Source organism: Pseudomonas sp. 2VD (assembly GCF_005503585.1).
Lineage (GTDB): Bacteria > Pseudomonadota > Gammaproteobacteria > Pseudomonadales > Pseudomonadaceae > Pseudomonas > Pseudomonas aeruginosa.
This window is the reverse complement of sequence record NZ_SCND01000646.1, coordinates 1-1354: the sequence shown is the minus strand read 5'-3', so window position 1 is coordinate 1354 and position 1354 is coordinate 1. Positions and strand designations below refer to the sequence as shown.

The 1354-nt window shown below is 69.1% G+C and carries 2 protein-coding genes; both read left to right on the top strand.

The window, feature by feature from the left end:
• The coding region (locus FFS27_RS32755; RefSeq protein WP_137952556.1) for an SDR family oxidoreductase at positions 1 to 777 on the top strand (777 nt) is incomplete at its 5' end.
• 116 nt (positions 778 to 893) lie between these two features.
• On the top strand, positions 894 to 1354 hold a 461-nt coding region (locus FFS27_RS32750), incomplete at its 3' end, for an enoyl-CoA hydratase-related protein (RefSeq protein WP_256659907.1).

Sequence of the window (1354 nt, the reverse complement as noted above, 5' to 3'; positions counted from 1 at the left end):
CATGGCGAAGGCGCCAGTGCCTCGGCGGCGGACAAGGTGGTGGCGGAGATCCGTGCCGCCGGCGGCACCGCGGTGGCCAACCACGACTCGGTCACGGACGGCGGCAGGATCGTGGAGAACGCGCTGGACGCCTTCGGCCGCGTCGACGTGGTGGTCAACAATGCCGGCATCCTGCGTGACAAGACCTTCCACAAGATGGAGGACGCCGACTGGGACCTGGTCTACCAGGTGCATGTCGAAGGCGCCTACAAGGTCACTCGCGCCGCCTGGCCGCACTTGCGCGAGCAGGCCTACGGGCGGGTGGTGTTCACCTCCTCGACCTCGGGCATCTACGGCAACTTCGGCCAGAGCAACTACGGCATGGCCAAGCTCGGCCTCTACGGCCTGACCCGCACCCTGGCCCTGGAAGGGCGCAAGAACAATATCCTGGTCAACGCCATCGCCCCCACCGGCGGTACGCGGATGACCGAGGGGCTGATCCCGCCGCAGGTCTTCGAGCAGCTCAAGCCGGAGCTGGTCAGCCCACTGGTGGTCTACCTCGGCAGCTCGGCCTGCGAGGATACCTCGGGGCTCTATGAGGTCGGCGGTGGCTGGATCGGCAAGGTGCGCTGGGAGCGCAGCCTGGGCTTCGGCTTCGATCCGAAGGCCGGCTTCGATGCCGAGGACGTGGCCGCGCACTGGCAGCAGATCTGCGACTTCGAGAACGCCGCGCACCCGGCGGACAACGTCGAGGCGCTCCGTGAAATGATGGCCAACCTGCAGAAGCACGCGCTCTGAGACGCCCGGCGGATGCGGCGCGGCCGCGGGAAAAGGACTAAGGTGAAGACCGGCTGACGCCGGTCTTCTGCCATCCGGCCGGTGTCTTTTTTCGCTTTTTCCGCAGGGAGTCTGTCATGAGTGTCATCGTCGAACGCAACGGCCCGGTCACCACCCTGGTCATCGCTCGCCCGGAGCGGCGCAATGCGGTGGACCGGCCGACCGCCCAGGCCCTGGCCGACGCCCTGCGCGAGTTCGAAGCGGACGATACGGCGCGGGTCGCGGTACTCACCGGCAGCGGCGGCAATTTCTGCGCCGGCGCCGACCTGGCGGCGGTAGCCGAGGATGGCGAGCGGCGCAATCGTCTGGAGGCGGAGGGCGACGGGCCGATGGGGCCGAGCCGCATGCAGCTCGGCAAGCCGCTGATCGCCGCCATCGAAGGCTATGCGGTGGCCGGCGGGCTGGAGCTGGCGCTGCTCGCCGACCTGCGGGAAGGCGGCGAGTTCCGCCGCCAGCTCCTCGGCCTCGGCTCGCGCCGAACCGCTCGGCACCACCCGGTTGGCCAGGCCGATCTGCAACGCTTCGTCGGCCTTCACCG